This window comes from Rhizobium sp. ZW T2_16 (assembly GCF_044987325.1).
GTDB lineage: Bacteria > Pseudomonadota > Alphaproteobacteria > Rhizobiales > Rhizobiaceae > Neorhizobium > Neorhizobium cellulosilyticum.
In genome coordinates, this window is record NZ_JBJDRG010000003.1 from 457,348 (window position 1) to 472,252 (window position 14,905).

The 14,905-nt window shown below is 60.5% G+C and carries 18 protein-coding genes; 17 read left to right on the forward strand and 1 reads right to left on the reverse strand.

Annotation, left to right across the window (positions count from 1 at the left end; genetic code table 11):
- The first annotated feature begins 1 nt into the window (after position 1).
- Together dapB and ACI3K0_RS12170 are read left to right on the forward strand one after the other, a co-directional pair.
- Positions 2-826, forward strand: a complete 825-nt coding sequence (gene dapB / locus ACI3K0_RS12165; RefSeq protein WP_183823825.1) for a 4-hydroxy-tetrahydrodipicolinate reductase — start codon at positions 2-4, stop codon at positions 824-826.
- 18 nt (positions 827-844) lie between these two features.
- Positions 845-1,480, forward strand: coding sequence for a 2,3-bisphosphoglycerate-dependent phosphoglycerate mutase (locus tag ACI3K0_RS12170; RefSeq protein ID WP_183823826.1), 636 nt, complete (start codon positions 845-847; stop codon positions 1,478-1,480).
- Between the two features lie 73 nt (positions 1,481-1,553).
- Here ACI3K0_RS12170 and phnF read toward each other — a convergent pair whose 3' ends face one another.
- Positions 1,554-2,288: a phosphonate metabolism transcriptional regulator PhnF gene (gene phnF / locus ACI3K0_RS12175; RefSeq protein WP_183824154.1), complete on the reverse strand. Its 735-nt coding sequence runs from the start codon at positions 2,286-2,288 to the stop codon at positions 1,554-1,556.
- Positions 2,289-2,377: 89 nt separating this feature from the next.
- Between phnF and phnG the strand changes: the two genes are divergently transcribed.
- The 15 genes from phnG (at position 2,378) to ACI3K0_RS12250 (ending at position 14,886) form a co-directional block, all read left to right on the forward strand.
- Entirely contained in the window at positions 2,378-2,848 is a 471-nt protein-coding gene (gene phnG / locus ACI3K0_RS12180) for a phosphonate C-P lyase system protein PhnG (RefSeq protein ID WP_183823829.1), read from the forward strand.
- The gene (gene phnH / locus ACI3K0_RS12185; RefSeq protein WP_404945353.1) at positions 2,848-3,447 is read left to right on the forward strand and encodes a phosphonate C-P lyase system protein PhnH; all 600 of its coding nucleotides are present in this window, start codon (positions 2,848-2,850) and stop codon (positions 3,445-3,447) included. The genes phnG and phnH overlap by 1 nt, the downstream gene beginning before the upstream one ends.
- Before the next feature lie 19 nt (positions 3,448-3,466).
- A complete protein-coding gene (locus ACI3K0_RS12190) occupies positions 3,467-4,573 on the forward strand; it encodes a carbon-phosphorus lyase complex subunit PhnI (protein ID WP_404945354.1) in 1,107 nt (368 codons plus the stop codon).
- Entirely contained in the window at positions 4,570-5,454 is an 885-nt protein-coding gene (locus tag ACI3K0_RS12195) for an alpha-D-ribose 1-methylphosphonate 5-phosphate C-P-lyase PhnJ (RefSeq protein ID WP_183823835.1), read from the forward strand. The genes ACI3K0_RS12190 and ACI3K0_RS12195 overlap by 4 nt, the downstream gene beginning before the upstream one ends.
- The gene (gene phnK, locus ACI3K0_RS12200) at positions 5,451-6,227 is read left to right on the forward strand and encodes a phosphonate C-P lyase system protein PhnK (protein WP_183823837.1); all 777 of its coding nucleotides are present in this window, start codon (positions 5,451-5,453) and stop codon (positions 6,225-6,227) included. Before ACI3K0_RS12195 ends, phnK begins: the two co-directional genes overlap by 4 nt.
- A gap of 9 nt (positions 6,228-6,236) precedes the next feature.
- Entirely contained in the window at positions 6,237-6,947 is a 711-nt protein-coding gene (phnL, locus tag ACI3K0_RS12205; RefSeq protein ID WP_183823839.1) for a phosphonate C-P lyase system protein PhnL, read from the forward strand.
- Positions 6,944-7,561: a DapH/DapD/GlmU-related protein gene (locus tag ACI3K0_RS12210; RefSeq protein WP_183823841.1), complete on the forward strand. Its 618-nt coding sequence runs from the start codon at positions 6,944-6,946 to the stop codon at positions 7,559-7,561. The genes phnL and ACI3K0_RS12210 overlap by 4 nt, the downstream gene beginning before the upstream one ends.
- A 115-nt stretch (positions 7,562-7,676) precedes the next feature.
- Positions 7,677-8,531, forward strand: coding sequence for a phosphonate ABC transporter ATP-binding protein (phnC, locus tag ACI3K0_RS12215; RefSeq protein WP_183823843.1), 855 nt, complete (start codon positions 7,677-7,679; stop codon positions 8,529-8,531).
- Positions 8,532-8,618: 87 nt separating this feature from the next.
- On the forward strand, positions 8,619-9,524 hold the full coding sequence (gene phnD / locus ACI3K0_RS12220) for a phosphonate ABC transporter substrate-binding protein (RefSeq protein WP_183823845.1): 906 nt from the start codon (positions 8,619-8,621) through the stop codon (positions 9,522-9,524).
- Between the two features lie 119 nt (positions 9,525-9,643).
- Positions 9,644-10,570 carry a phosphonate ABC transporter, permease protein PhnE gene (phnE, locus tag ACI3K0_RS12225; RefSeq protein ID WP_394353667.1) on the forward strand — a complete coding sequence of 309 codons (927 nt, stop codon included), beginning with the start codon at positions 9,644-9,646 and terminating at the stop codon, positions 10,568-10,570.
- The gene (phnE, locus tag ACI3K0_RS12230; protein ID WP_183823847.1) at positions 10,570-11,925 is read left to right on the forward strand and encodes a phosphonate ABC transporter, permease protein PhnE; all 1,356 of its coding nucleotides are present in this window, start codon (positions 10,570-10,572) and stop codon (positions 11,923-11,925) included. Before phnE (ACI3K0_RS12225) ends, phnE (ACI3K0_RS12230) begins: the two co-directional genes overlap by 1 nt.
- A gap of 115 nt (positions 11,926-12,040) precedes the next feature.
- Positions 12,041-12,754: a DUF1045 domain-containing protein gene (locus ACI3K0_RS12235; protein WP_183823849.1), complete on the forward strand. Its 714-nt coding sequence runs from the start codon at positions 12,041-12,043 to the stop codon at positions 12,752-12,754.
- A complete protein-coding gene (locus ACI3K0_RS12240) occupies positions 12,751-13,887 on the forward strand; it encodes an alpha-D-ribose 1-methylphosphonate 5-triphosphate diphosphatase (RefSeq protein WP_404945355.1) in 1,137 nt (378 codons plus the stop codon). The genes ACI3K0_RS12235 and ACI3K0_RS12240 overlap by 4 nt, the downstream gene beginning before the upstream one ends.
- Positions 13,887-14,495, forward strand: coding sequence for a phosphonate metabolism protein/1,5-bisphosphokinase (PRPP-forming) PhnN (gene phnN, locus ACI3K0_RS12245; RefSeq protein ID WP_246435988.1), 609 nt, complete (start codon positions 13,887-13,889; stop codon positions 14,493-14,495). The genes ACI3K0_RS12240 and phnN overlap by 1 nt, the downstream gene beginning before the upstream one ends.
- Positions 14,496-14,625: 130 nt before the next feature.
- Complete coding sequence (locus tag ACI3K0_RS12250; protein ID WP_148146178.1) at positions 14,626-14,886, forward strand: hypothetical protein; 261 nt, start codon at positions 14,626-14,628, stop codon at positions 14,884-14,886.
- Positions 14,887-14,905 lie beyond the last annotated feature (19 nt).

Sequence of the window (14,905 nt, forward strand, 5' to 3'; positions counted from 1 at the left end):
CATGAGTGAAAACGAGATGAAGCTGGTCGTCGTGGGTGCCGGCGGTCGAATGGGCCAGACCCTGATCCGCGTGATCCACGAAACGCCCAGCGTCACTCTTCATGCAGCCATCGAGCGCGAAGGCTCTCCGTTCCTCGGCAAGGATGCAGGTGAATTGTCGGGTGTTGGACCGATCGGCGTTGCGGTAACCAGCGATCCGCTTCAGGCCTTTCTCAATGCCGAGGGCGTGGTCGATTTCACCGCGCCTGCTGCCAGCGTCACCTTCGCAGGTCTCGCTGCGCAGGCGCGCATCGTGCATGTGATCGGCACGACCGGCTGCTCTGCCGATGATGAAGAGAAGTTCACCGCCGCAAGCCGTCATGCACGGGTGGTGAAATCCGGTAATATGAGCCTCGGCGTCAATCTTCTCAGCGTCCTGACCAAGCAGGCCGCGCGTGCCTTGCCGGCAGAGGGCTGGGATATCGAAATCATCGAGATGCATCACAAGCACAAGGTGGATGCTCCGTCGGGCACCGCATTGCTGCTCGGCGAAGCGGCTGCCGCAGGGCGCGGCATCGACCTTGCTTCCCAGTCCGTGCGCGTTCGTGATGGTCATACCGGCCCGCGCCCGGGCGGCACGATCGGCTTTGCAACGCTGCGCGGCGGCTCCGTCGTCGGCGATCATTCCGTCATTCTCGCCGGTGAAGGCGAACTGGTTACATTGTCGCACAGTGCCCGGGACCGCTCTATTTTCGCACGCGGGGCAGTTGCAGCCGCACTCTGGGCGCGTAATAAGAAGCCCGGTCAATATTCGATGCTCGACGTGCTCGGGCTCTCAAATCAATAATATACGGAGGTCTTTCTCATGAGCGGTACTCTTGTCCTCGTTCGCCACGGCCAGAGCGACTGGAATCTCAAAAATCTGTTCACCGGCTGGAAGGACCCTGACCTGACCCCGCTTGGGATCCAGGAAGCCGAGACCGGCGGCAAGGCGCTGGCCGAAACCGGCATCAAGTTCGACATCGCCTTTACCTCCGACCTGCAGCGCGCCCAGAAGACGCTGAAGATCGTGCTCGACAAGGTCGGCCAGCCGGACCTTCAGACGATCAAGGACCAGGCGCTGAATGAGCGCGATTACGGCGATCTCTCCGGCCTCAACAAGGACGATGCCCGTGCCAAGTGGGGCGAGGAGCAGGTTCACATCTGGCGCCGTTCCTATGACGTCCCGCCTCCGGGCGGCGAAAGCCTGCGCGACACCGGCGCCCGCGTTTGGCCCTATTACCTGACCGAGATCCTGCCCCGCGTCCTTCGCGGCGAAAAGGTGCTGGTTGCAGCCCACGGCAATTCGCTGCGCTCGCTGGTCATGGTGCTCGACAAGCTCACCAAGGAACAGATCCTCGGCGTCAACCTCGCAACGGGCGTTCCTATGGTCTACAAGCTCAACGCCGACTCCACGGTCGCTTCCAAGGAAGTGCTCGGCGACATGTCCGGCGCGCACTAAGCGTTACTCCGGTCCTCAAATTCAGACGCCAGCCGACAGGAAACTGCGGCTGGCGTTTTCTATTCCGGTCCTGTCAATTCTCGATCGTGAACTGCACCGCATCCGCCGGAAAACGGCTGACGGCATATTGGACCGGTACGCCATCGGGATCGACATTCAGCGCCCGGGTAACGAGAACGATCGCTCCGGGCGACAGCTCCAGGGAGGCGAGATCGTCATTGTCCGCGTGGACGGCGGTGATTTCCGTCGAGGCGCGGATATAGTCCGGCAAGCCGACAGCCGCAAAGGCGGCGGTTATGGAGCCGCTGTCGCGATAGGCATCGGCCATGCCGGCAAAGCGGTCCGCCGGGAACCACGCGGTTGCGCGGGAAACGGGCCGGCGGTCGGCCTTTCTCAGTGTTTCGAGCCGGATGAGCCTTGAGCCTAAGGGCAATTGCAGCCGGGCGGCGAGATCGGCACTTGCGATTTCTTCGGACGAGGCGAGCAAGATGCCTTCCTTTTCCCGCGCCTGATCGCCAATGCCCTGATTGAATCTCGTGCGCCGCGAGATCGGAAAATTCAGCCTTTCCTTGCGCAGGATCAGCGTTCCCCGGCCCTGCACCGCCTGGACGATGCCTTCCTGGGCAAGCGCTGCAAGCGCACTGCGAACGGTATGGCGATTGACGCCGAACTGGGCTGCCAGAACCACTTCCGGCGGCACTTTTCCGGTGTCGTCATAGTCGCCGCCGGCGATGGCCGTGCGTATCCTGTCGGCAATCTGCCGCCAGAGCGCTACACCGTTTTGCCGACGAACTGCCGCTTCCTGCATATCCATGTCACACGCTTGTTATATCCAAAAGTTATGGCTAAGTTATCTTGTATAGTTGTCTATATCAATAGACATTTTGGAGAGTTGCCATGAGTGTTGCAGAGCAGACCCTGCCAACCGAACAGGCAGGCCGCAGGCGGTGCGCTTCCCTTCTCGCCGTAGCGACAACGGATGAACTTCGCGCCGCGTGGGATGCATTGAAAGACAAGCCCGAGACAAAACCCGTTCGCGGCCCGGAGACCGGGCTGGTGATGGTTCGCGGCCGGATCGGCGGCGGCGGCAGTCCGTTCAATCTCGGCGAAGCGACCGTGACACGCGCGACCATCGCACTTGCATCGGGCACGGTCGGCCACGCGCAAGCTCTCGGCACGGATAAGCAGAAGGCAAAGCTTGCGGCAATATTCGATGCACTCTGGCAGGAAGATGCCACGAGAGACCATGTCGAAAACGTCCTACTTGCTCCGATTGAACATCGCATTGCGACGGAAAACCGAGCGAAGGCGGAAGAGACTGCCGCGACCCGCGTCGACTTCTTCACAATGGTTCGGGGAGAAGACTGATGTCTGCCAATACACAGGCCTTTACCGGTAGCTTTTCCGATCCGGTATTCCAGTCCCAGAGCGTATTTCGCATGCTGATGGACGGCACGGCGCGGCCGGGATCGATCCGGTCGATCGAGCATGATGCCGGTCAGCCCGATCCGCTCGGAACGGCAGCCGGCGCAATCGCGCTGACGCTTTGCGACCATGACACGCCGGTCTGGCTCAGCGCCGGCTTTGCCAAGTCGGCGGTCGGCGAATGGATCGGCTTCCATTCCGGTGCGACGATAACCCGCGAAAAGGCCGAAGCACGCTTTGCCTTCGTCGAGGCGGGCGTGACGCCTTCTTCCTTCGGCCTGTTTTCGCTCGGCAGCCAAGAATATCCGGATCGTTCGACGACGCTGGTCATAGAAGTGGCGGGACTTGGTGAAGGCCAGTCCTTCACGCTGTCGGGACCGGGCATCCTTCAGTCCAAGACAGTCGAGATTGCCGGATTGCCCGAGGCGTTCCTGCGTCTATGGGCCGACAACCGGCCGCTGTTTCCACGCGGGGTCGATGTCATCTTGACGGCGGGACGCAGTTTTCTGTGCCTGCCCCGCACGACGAAGATCGTGGCTTAGTCCTCAAGGAGAGTAGACCATGTATGTTGCCGTCAAAGGTGGCGAGGTCGCCATCAGCAACGCTCACCGGCTTCTCGCCGACCGACGCCGGGGCGATCGTTCACTGCCCTCCGTCACGATCGACCAGATTGCCGAACAGCTCGGCCTTGCCGTCGATCGGGTGATGGCGGAGGCCTCGCTTTATGACCGTTCGCTTGCAGCGCTTGCCGTGCGCCAATCGCGCGGCGACCTGATTGAGGCGATCTTCCTGCTGCGCGCCTATCGCACCACCCTGCCCCGTTTCGGCAATTCGGTGCCACTCGACACCGCCGACATGCAGGTCGAACGCCGCGTCTCGGCTACCTACAAGGATCTGCCGGGCGGACAGCTGCTCGGTCCGACCTTCGATTACACGCATCGCCTTCTCGACCCCTCGCTGCTTTCGGACGAAGCGGTCGAAGAACCGGCCCGCAGGGAAGCCGGTGGCGAGGAGATCATGCGCGTCTCCGACATTCTCGCGCATGAGGGCCTGATCGAAGCCGACGGGGATCTGCCGCAGGATCATCAGGCAGGCGATCTGACACGCGAGCCGATGGAATTCCCGATGGGCCGCGATCTGCACCTGCAAGCCCTGGCACGCGGCGACGAAGGTTTTCTCCTGGCGCTCGGTTATTCGACCCAGCGCGGCTATGGCCGCAACCATCCGTTTGTCGGCGAAATCCGCATCGGCGAAGTCGAGGTGGAGATGGACATACCGGAACTCGGCTTTGCCGTTTCGCTCGGCAACATCCGCGTCACCGAATGCCAGATGGTCAACCAGTTCAAGGGTTCTTCCAAGGCGCCGCCGCAGTTTACCCGCGGTTACGGCCTGGTCTTCGGCCAGAGCGAGCGCAAGGCGATGTCGATGTCATTGGTCGATCGCGCGCTTCGTGCAGAGGAACTTGGCGAGGACATTACCGCGCCGGCACAGGACGAGGAATTCGTCATTTCGCATTCCGACAACGTGCAGGCGACCGGTTTCGTCGAACACCTGAAGCTGCCGCATTACGTCGATTTCCAGGCGGAACTCGCCATGGTCCGCAAGATGCGCGCCGATATCGAAGCCGCGCGCAACGGTGAAACCGAGATGAAGGATGCTGCCGAATGAGTGCCGATCTCGCCACCTATAATTTCGCCTATCTGGACGAGCAGACGAAGCGGATGATCCGCCGCGCGATCCTGAAGGCAATATCGATACCCGGCTATCAAGTACCCTTCGCATCGCGCGAAATGCCGATGCCTTATGGCTGGGGCACCGGCGGCGTGCAGGTAACCGCCTCGATCATCGGGCCGGAAGACGTGTTGAAGGTGATCGACCAGGGCGCCGACGACACGACCAATGCTGTATCGATCCGCGCCTTCTTCCAGAAGGTCGCGAACGTGGCCGTGACGACGCGGACCTGCGATGCGACAATAATCCAGACACGTCACCGCATTCCCGAACAGAAGCTCAGCGAAAATCAGGTTCTCGTCTACCAGGTGCCGATCCCCGAGCCGCTGCGGTTCCTCGAACCGCGGGAGACCGAAACGCGGAAAATGCATGCGCTGGAAGAATACGGCCTCATGCATGTGAAGCTTTACGAAGACATCGCCATCAACGGTCGCATCTCGAAAACCTATGCCTATCCGGTGAAGGTCGATGGCCGTTATGTGATGGACCCCTCGCCGACGCCAAAGTTCGACAATCCGAAAATGCACATGTCGGACGCGCTGCAGCTTTTCGGCGCCGGGCGCGAGAAACGCATCTATGCGGTGCCGCCCTACACGGAGGTTGTGAGCCTCGATTTCGAGGACTATCCGTTCGAGATCCAGACATTCGACCAGGACTGCGCCCTTTGCGGTGCGCATGGCGTCTATCTCGACGAAGTCGTGCTCGACGACAAGGGCGGGCGAATGTTCGTCTGCTCCGACACCGACCATTGCGAGGATCGCCGTGAGCACGGGCATGTCGGGGCGATGCTTGCTCCAAACCAGGAGGCTGCGGAATGACCGATACCCCTCTTCTCAAAGTCAGCGGTGTGTCGAAATTCTATGGCAGCCGGATCGGCTGCAAGGATGTTAATTTCGAGCTTTGGCCCGGCGAAGTGCTGGCGATCGTCGGCGAATCCGGTTCGGGCAAGACGACGCTTCTGAATTGCATCTCCACTCGCCTGCTGCCTACTGCCGGCAGTGTCGAATACCGGATGCGCGACGGCAATTTTCGCGATCTCTATCACATGAGCGAGGCAGAGCGCCGTCTCCTGATGCGCACCGACTGGGGTTTCGTTCACCAGAACCCGGCGGACGGGCTGCGCATGGCCGTTTCTGCCGGCGCCAATGTCGGCGAGCGGCTGATGGCGGTCGGCGACCGTCATTACGGCAAGATCCGCGAAACGGCGACGGACTGGCTCGGTCGGGTAGAAATCTCCGCCGACCGGATCGACGACCAGCCGCGCGCCTTCTCCGGCGGCATGCGCCAGCGCCTGCAGATCGCCCGCAATCTCGTCACCGGCCCGCGTCTGGTCTTCATGGACGAGCCGACCGGCGGTCTCGATGTTTCGGTGCAGGCACGCTTGCTCGATCTCGTTCGTGGCCTCGTCAACGATCTGGGCCTGGCGGCAATCGTCGTCACACATGACCTTGCGGTCGCACGCCTGCTGTCGCACCGGATGATGGTGATGAAGGACGGACATGTCATCGAACACGGACTGACAGACCGGGTGCTCGACGATCCGCGCGAGCCCTACACCCAGCTTCTCGTTTCCTCGATCCTACAAGTATAGGAGATCCAGATGGCCACTCCCCTCGTCGTCTCGGAAGTCTTCAAGAGCTTCACCATGCATCTGCGCGACGGTATCAAGCTTCCGGTCGTCAACGACGTGAACTTTTCCGTCGCCTCGGGCGAATGCGTCGTGCTCGGCGGCCCGTCGGGCATCGGTAAAAGCTCGATCCTGAAAATGCTCTACGGCAACTATGCCGTCGATGCCGGCCAGATTCTCGTCGACCACAAGGACCGGATCGTCGATATCGCCAGCGCCGACCCGCGCACGATCATCGAGGTGCGTCGTCATACGATGGGTTATGTCAGCCAGTTCCTGCGCACCGTGCCGCGCGTCGCTGCAATCGATGTCGTCGCCGAGCCTCTTGTCGTGCGCGGCGTCGAGGCAGCTATTGCGAAAGAGAATGCGGCCGAGCTTCTTTCGAGGCTCAACCTGCCGCGCGAATTGTGGTCGCTGCCGCCATCTACCTTCTCCGGCGGCGAGCAGCAGCGCGTCAATATCGCTCGCGGTTTCATCACCAGCCATCGCGTCCTGCTTCTGGATGAACCGACCGCCTCGCTCGATGCCATCAATCGCCGCGTTGTGGTCGAGATGATCGCCGCGAAGAAGAAAGAGGGCGTCGCCATGCTTGGTATCTTCCATGACGAGGAAGTGCGCGAGGCAGTCGCAGACCGTATTCTCGACGTCAGTGCCTTTTCTCCACGGAAGGCCATTGCGGCATGAGCAGGAAACTGACCGAGGCGCCGAATATCCACGAAACGGCAAGCGTGACGAACGCGACGCTCGGACGCTACACGGAAGTGGCCGAGCGCTGCCGCCTGGATGAAGTGGAGTTTGGTGACTATTCCTATATCGAGCGCGATGGCTCGATCTGGTGCGCCACGATCGGCAAGTTCGTCAACATTGCCGCCGCAGTGCGTATCAACGCCACCAACCATCCCATGCAGCGCGCAACGCTTCATCACTTCACCTATCGCGCCGCCTATTATTGGGATGACGCGGATATGGAAAAGGAGTTCTTCGACTGGCGTCGGGAACACCGGATCGCGATCGGTCATGACGTCTGGATCGGCCACGGCGCCACTCTGCTGCCGGGTGTGAATGTCGGAAATGGCGCGGTGATCGGCGCCGGCGCTGTCGTCTCCAAGGATGTCGCGCCTTACACCATCGTCGGCGGTGTGCCGGCCAAACTGATCCGCGAGCGCTTTACCAAGAAAATCGGAGAAGAAATGGACCGGCTCGCTTGGTGGGATTGGGATCATAAGAAGTTACGCAGCGCACTCGAAGATTTCAGGACACTTTCAGCAGAGGATTTTCTTGCGCGCCATGCGTTGTAACGAAAGCGTTACAGAAGCGTCACACTTGTAATCAAACTGACATCGAATCGACATTCAGACTTCATCAACCAAGTCTAATCCGATCCCCACCAGGGGATTGGACAGGCATTAGAACATGAAGTTTGAACTGAGGAATATCACTCGACGTTTCGGCGATCGTATCGCGGTCAATGCCGTCAATGTAGAGATTCCCCAGGGCCAGATGGTCGGCATTATCGGCCGGTCCGGTGCCGGCAAGTCCACCCTTCTGCGGATGATCAACCGCCTGCAGGAGCCGAGTTCCGGCTCTATCCATTTCGGCAGCGTCGAAGTGTCCTCACTGAAGGGCGCCGGATTGCGCAACTGGCAGCGTGACTGCGCGATGATCTTCCAGCAGTTCAATCTCGTGCCACGCCTCGACGTGCTGACCAATGTCATGCTCGGTCGCCTGAACCACCGTTCTACGATCATGAGCCTGCTCAACATCTTTTCCGACGACGAGCGACTGGCAGCCATTGCGGCGCTCGAACGTCTCGGTATCGAACAGACCGCGATGCAGCGCGCCGGAACGCTTTCGGGCGGCCAGCAACAGCGTGTGGCGATTGCCCGTGCGCTGATGCAGGCGCCGAAGATGCTGCTTGCCGACGAGCCGATTGCTTCGCTCGATCCGCTCAACGCCAAGATCGTGATGGATGCGCTGCGCGATATCAACGAGCGTGAAGGCATTACCGTCATTACCAACCTGCACACGCTCGATACCGCCCGCAGCTATTGCGAGCGGATCATCGGCATGGCTCATGGCAGCGTTGTCTTCGACGGCACTCCAGCTGAACTCACGGCGGCTGCCGTGCAGGAAATCTACGGCTCCGACAAGGATGGCGCCGGCATCGACGAAACGATGACCTCGACCAGCATCAACATTCCCGCAGCACAGGCTAGCCGGGAACAGCAATCGGGCGGGATCGGTTCGCTGGCGAGCGCCAGCGCCTGATACCCGCACCCAGATCGACAGCCCGCGTAAAGGGCAAACCATTCATTCATGACCCAACTCCGGATGATCCGGAAACAGGAGATCACCATGCTGAAGAAAACTCTTCTCGCTGCCGTTGCACTCAGCGTGCTCGCCGGCTCCGCAATGGCACAGGACGTCAAGGTTCTGCGCATCGGTCTCGACGGCTCGGAAAACGAAGCCGACCAGATCCGCAACACCCAGTGTGTTGCCGATGGCCTCAAGGCTGCGACCGGCGTTCCGGAAGTCCAGATCTTCCCGTCGCCGGACTATAACGGCGTCATCCAGGGCCTGCTCGGCGGCACGATCGACATCGCTTCGATGGGCGCCTCCTCCTATGCCGCCATCGCAATCAAGGACCCGAAGGCTGTCGACCCGATCCTGACCTACACCCAGTCGGACGGTTCCAGCGGTTACTACTCGATCATGGTCGCCCGCAAGGATTCAGGCATCAAGACGCTCGCCGACCTGAAGGGAAAGAAGCTCGGCTTCGCCGACCCGGACTCGACCTCCGGCTATCTCGTCCCGAACGTCGCCCTGCCGAAGGAAATCGGCGCACCGGTGAAGGAATACTTCTCTGAAACCGGCTTCGGCGGCGGTCACGAGAACCTCGTTCTTGCCGTTCTCGACAAGAAGTTCGATGCCGGCACGACCTTCGGTTCGGGCGTTGGCAAGTGGGAAGACGGTTACACCGGCGGCAACCTGCACCAGATGGTCAACAAGGGTAACCTGGACATGGACGATATCGTCGAAGTCTGGAAGTCGCCGCTGATCCCGAACGGCCCGCTGATGGTCAACAACAAACTGCCGGAAGCCATGCGCGCCAAGGTCGAAGCCTATTTCATGGAACTTCCGAAGAAGGACCACGATTGCTTCAAGTCCTACACCCAGGGCGACAACAAGGAATACATCAAGGTCGATCCGTCCTTCTACCAGACGATCGTCGACGCTCGTAAGTCCGTCATCGGCGGCTGATCCTTTTTCCCATCCTCTGACGGCGGTACTCCATGAGTGCCGCCGTTCGTCAAACGAGAGCGCGGATCATGGCGACCATCAGCGAAAATACCTCTGGCGGGCTCGGCCCTGCCGCATCCATGGTGATGCAGCATTACCGGCAGCAGCTTCGGACACGCCGGATCTACACCGCGATCTCGATCGGCGTTTTTCTCATCGCCCTCTTCTACTCGCTGCAATTCGCCAATAACGCGAATGCCGGCAAGTTCTTCGAACGCTTGCCCTATTTCTTCGATTTCATCCGCAGCTTCGTGCCGGACAGCCCGATGGAAATTTTCCGGGCGATGTTCGACCTGCCGTCACCCTATGCCGACGGATCGCTGAAATACGACTATACGGCCGACCGGGTCTACATTACCGACACGCTCTACATCCCGAACTTCCTCTATCAGCTGATCATCACGATCAACATCGCGCTTGTCTCGACAATCATCGGTGCGGCAATTGCCTTCCTGCTCTGCTTCTTCGCCTCGACCAATCTGGTCGGCGCCGGCGCTACTCGTTTCGTCGTGCGCCGGATCATGGAAGTGATGCGCGCCTTCCCGGAAATCGTCATCGCGGGGCTTCTCACTGCGATCCTGTCGATCGGTCCGATCGCCGCGATCATTGCGATCACCGTCCATACGATCGGTGCTCTTGGAAAGCTGTTCTTCGAAGTTGTCGAAAATTCCGACATGAGGCCGGATGAAGGCCTGCGTGCCGCCGGTGCTTCATGGGTCGAGCGCGTGCGCTTCGCCATCGTTCCCCAGGTGCTGCCGAATTTCGTTTCCTACACGCTGCTGCGCGCCGAGATCAACGTGCGCGCCTCGACAATCATCGGGGCTGTCGGGGGCGGCGGCATCGGCGAAGTGTTTCGTCTGGCGATCGGCCGCGACCATGCCGCCAAGACCTATGCGATCATCATCCTGCTGCTTGTCAGCGTGATCGCGATCGATCAGTTCTCGAGCTGGCTTCGCCGCCGGCTGATCGGCCAACAATCCTTCGAATTCGGCAGGGGAGCAGCCTGATGACATCTTCGGTCCCCAGCATCAACGCTTCCGATCGCGAGCGGCTGCGCTCGGCCCATCCGGAGGTCTTTCACCGCTCGGTCATGAAGCGCTACGGGCTGGTCATCGGTTCAGGCATCGTCTTTGCCTATCTCGTGATCTGCTTCTTCGCCTTCAATGTCGGTCCCGCCTTCCAGAATGGTCAGTGGGATCGTGCGTCTTCCTATATCCAGGACTGGTATTCGTGGCGCGCACAGCCGCGCCTGCGCTTCCAGGATGACGGCACCGTGCGGGCGCAGTGGTCAAGCCGCGGACAATATGCCGCGGGCGCCGACATATTCTGGCTGCAGCCGACCCAGGGTGGCGGCTATACGGTCACCTACGGCAGCGACAACGACAGGCTGGAAGTTTCGTCAAGCCGCGTCGATGTCTACGTCAACGGTACTGCTTACCCCGTCACGATCACCGAGGATGCAGCAACAGCACCGGCAGGCGCGCCGGCTGCGATCATCCAGGACGGAGCCAAGGTCATCGTTGACTACGGCTTCGAGGGACAGGCTGAAATCCGGACCTCCCAGGTCTATATCCAGCGCCGCTTCCTCGGTTGGGCGAACTTCCTGTTCGACACCAAGTCGGATTTCTGGGGCAAGAGCTGGGGCGAACTGGTCAGCCTTGCAACGGTCGGCGAGCGCCTCGATCCGGCGCGCTCCAACGTTTCGCACATGGTCGCCGACTTTCTCGGCAACAATGTCTGGCAGCATGCCGACATCCTTTCGAAGCTGATGCAGACATTGGTGATGGCCTTCGTTGGCACGCTGCTCGGCACGCTCTTTGCCTTCCCGCTCGCGTTCATCGCTGCGCGCAACATCACGCGAAGCCGCGTCGCCAACTGGGGCATGAAGCGTCTGTTCGACTTCCTGCGCTCGGTCGACATGCTGATCTGGGCGCTGTTCTTCACCCGCTCCTTCGGCCCCGGGCCGATCCCCGGCATTGCGGCGATCTTCTTTACCGATGCCGGCGCGCTTGGAAAGGTTTATGCGGAAGCGGTCGAGAACGTGGACGACAAGCAGCGCGAGGGCGTGAAATCGGTCGGGGCCTCGCCAATCATCGTCAACCGCTTCGGCGTAGTGCCGCAGGTCCTGCCGGTGTTTATCTCCCAGTCGCTGTACTTCTGGGAATCGAATACCCGCTCGGCCACCGTCATCGGTGCCGTCGGCGCAGGCGGTATTGGCCTCAAGCTCCTCGAAGCGATGGGCACCAATGCCGACTGGGACAAGGTCGCCTATATGGTTCTCCTCATCCTCTTCGTGGTCTTCCTGTTCGACAACGTGTCTAATGCGATCCGCTCGCGACTGATCGGCGGCCCGACGCATTAAAGCGCGCCCGCATCATCATTCTGTCATGGAAATCTTTTAGGCGCTGGGCCTGTCTTCGGATACGACGGATGTCTAGACTTCCGTCTCTGCCCCTTCCTGATTCCGGAATGATGCCTTGCGTTACGCCCTCTACTTTTCCCCCGCTGCGGACCATCCGCTGACGACGACCGCATCCCGTTGGCTCGGCCGTGATGCCTATACCGGCGAGGCCTTTCCCACGCCCGAGGTCAACGGCCTTTCCGTGGAGGAGGTTCATGCGCTTACCGCCGATCCTCGCCGCTACGCCTTTCACGCAACACTGAAGGCTCCGTTCGAACTCGCAGACGGCAAGACGGAAGCGGAACTGATCGAAGCTTTCGAAGAGTTTGCCGCGACGACTGAGGCATTCGATATACCCAACGTGATTGTCGGCCAGCTCGGACGGTTCTTCGCGCTGGTGCCGGATCGGGTCTATCCCGAGCTGCAGGACTATGCTGCCCGCATCGTTGAGGATTTCGAGCCATTTCGGGCGCCGCTGTCGGATGCCGATATTACCCGTCGCAAGCCGGAAACGCTGTCGCCGCAGCATCGCGACAACCTGATGCGCTGGGGTTATCCCCATGTGATGGGAGAATTTCGCTTTCACATGACGCTGTCCGGCCAGGTTCCGCCCGAACAGGCGCCTGCCATGCGCGCCGCTCTTGAGCCCCGTTTTGCCGAATTCGTCAACAGGCCGCTCTCCATTAACGGCATAGCGCTCTTCGTCGAGCCTGCCCGCGGCGCAGATTTTATTGCCCATCGCTGGCTGCCCCTGAAGCCCGCTTCCGAGATCAGAAAGACCGCCCCATGACCGAGACCGTATTCAAGAATGCCCGCATCGTGCTGGAAGACAGCGTTATTTCCGGCTCCGTACAGATCCGTGACGGCAAGATCGCTGACTTTTCCGAAGGCAGCGTTCACACGGGCGAGGATTTCGAGGGCGATTATCTGATCCCGGGTCTGGTGGAGCTGCATACCGACCATCTGGAACAGCATTATTCTCCGCGTCCCGGCGTGCGCTGGAATGCGACGGCGGCGATCCAGGCCCATGACGCCCAGATCGCCTCTTCCGGCATCACGACCGTCTTCGATTGCCTGAGAATGGGATCGGACGAGGACGGTGGCTTCGAGCATGGCGAGATGCGGGCCATGGCCGATGCGATCCAGGCGGCCGAACGCGAAGCGCGGCTGCGCTCGGAGCACCTGATCCACCTCCGCTGCGAGGTTTCGGCCGATAACGTGCTGGAGCATTTTGCCGATTTCGAGAATGACAGCCATGTGCGGCTCGTCTCGCTGATGGACCACGCTCCCGGTCAGCGTCAGTTCCAGACAATGGATCAGTATATCTTCTACTATCAGAAGAAGCGCGGCCTGACCGACGAAGCCTTTAAGATCTTTGTCGACAAGCGCGTGGCGGAATCGCAGCGCAATTCGACGCCGAATCGTATCGCGATTGCCAAGCATTGCGCCGAGCACGGTATCACCGTTGCAAGCCATGACGATGCGACGCTTGCCCATGTCGACGAGGCGATCGAAAACGGCGTCAAGCTTGCCGAATTCCCAACCAGTTTCGAAGCCGCCGCCGCCTCGCATAGGGCTGGCATGAGCGTGCTGATGGGCGCGCCGAACGTCGTGCGCGGCAAGTCGCATTCCGGCAATATTGCCGCCCGCGATCTTGCTGCCGGAGACGTTCTCGATGTCCTCTCCTCGGACTACGTGCCTCTCAGCCTGCTTTACGCGCCATTCATTCTTGCAGACGATGTCGAGGGGATCTCTTTGCCAAAGGCGATCTCCATGGTGACGTCCACCCCAGCCCGAACAGCTGGCCTTGCCGATCGCGGCCGGATCGCGACCGGGTTGCGTGCCGACCTCGTACGGGTTCATCGCGAGGCAGGCGTGCCGGTATCGCGCGCCGTCTGGCGGCAAGGGCGCCGGGTGGCCTAATGCACGGATCATCCGAACCCCGCAGAAAAGCCGGTGAAGGCTGCATGGTCGCGGTCGTCGGCCCCAGTGGGGCCGGCAAGGACACATTGATGGCCTACGCCGCCCGCGCCCTCTCGGGCAACCCCGATGTGGTGTTTGCCCGTCGCGTGATAACCCGCGATGCTGCTGCCGGCGGCGAGAATCATGATGGCGTCTGCGAAGCTGAGTTCGAAAAGCTCAAAGCCGATGGCCGCTTTGCCGTTTCATGGGAAGCTCACGGATTGCATTACGGCATACCCGTCGAGACGAAGAATGCCGTGGCGAGCGGCGCGGTCGTTGTCGCAAACGGATCGCGCTCGGCGCTCGGCCTGTTCGGGCAAGCCTATCCGAACCTCGTCGTCATCAACGTAACAGCACGCCCGGAAGTGCTGGCACTGCGGCTTGAAGCGCGCGGACGAGAGAGCAGAGAAGACATTCTGCGCCGGCTGAAACGGAGTTCTCTTGGCGTGATCGGCGACTATAAGGTCATCACGATCGATAATAGCGATGAAATAGAAATTTCGGGCAAAGCGATTGTCGACGCCGTTTCGACTTTATTATCCCAGTCTTTCATTCCGAGAGAAAAATAAAACCTGGCACGCTTTAAAGTTCCAATAGGTCCCCTACCTGCTTTATTCGGCATGCCTAATGGAGGCTAGGCCAATTGGAGCTGGGGCGGTGATAGAAACACGAGCAAGGGATGGAGCGGACCCTGACAGTGTGGCAAGCAATGATCTGGAAGCGCGAATAGTCGTGCTGGAGATTGTCGCCATGACCGCATTGGCGTTGACGCTCGACACCTCCGAGAACGGCAATGCTGATCAGGCCCGCGGTATAGCAGCCCTGATCCAAGACACGGTGCGACAACGATCGCGCGAGGTCGGTCTAACCAAAGGTGCGCAGGAAACGGCAGATACCTATGCCGAGGAACTGCTTTCCACGGCACTGGCTTCGCTTTATCCGGAAACCGGGTCAGCCTGATCTGCGCATTGATCGCCAG